This is a genomic window from Blautia sp. HCN-1074 (assembly GCF_037890165.1).
Classification (GTDB): Bacteria; Bacillota; Clostridia; order Lachnospirales; family Lachnospiraceae; genus Blautia_A.
The window spans coordinates 1-514 of the sequence record NZ_JBBKBP010000079.1; the positions used below are offsets into that span (position 1 = coordinate 1).

Annotated in this window: 1 protein-coding gene; it reads right to left on the reverse strand. The window is 45.5% G+C overall.

The annotated features are described in order from the left end of the window. Window positions 1-514, reverse strand: a 514-nt coding sequence (locus WKT11_RS19855; protein WP_340285805.1) for a replication initiation factor domain-containing protein, incomplete at both ends; no start/stop codon positions are given.

Here is a 514-nt window from a genome sequence, read left to right on the forward strand (position 1 = left end):
CTTTGCCTGCTGTTCGATAGTTTTCATGTAGTCTGTTCCGTTTCCCTTATCAATCCTTTTCAGCATTTTCAAGGTCGGTGCTACCTGCCGTTGTACCCACCGCAATGTACGGTCTAAGGTGTAAGGCTCTGGCTTTGTCGTCAGCTTCAAGCTCTGTCTGTTATCGCCGATAAACCACGCCCAGCGGTCATTGAGTTTCCAGTCATTTTTTCGCTTGTCTGCTTCTTCATCAACAAACCGCACATACTGGTTGATGATAGAAAAGGCAGTCTGCTCTGCGTCATAATAGGTCAGCAAATCTCGTACTGCATAATAGGCACGTTCATTTCTAAGCCGTATCTCAAAACGGTTGATAATGTCGGCTTCTTCCAGCGGTGTCCCTAACTTGACGTACTGCTCATAGTCCTTTTCATAGATACAGAAATACACATCTGATTTTAGCGAACCAAGATAAAGGGTGCGTCCCATATATTCTCTGTCGTCCTCTCTATGCTTGATAAGCTCGCCCGACTGA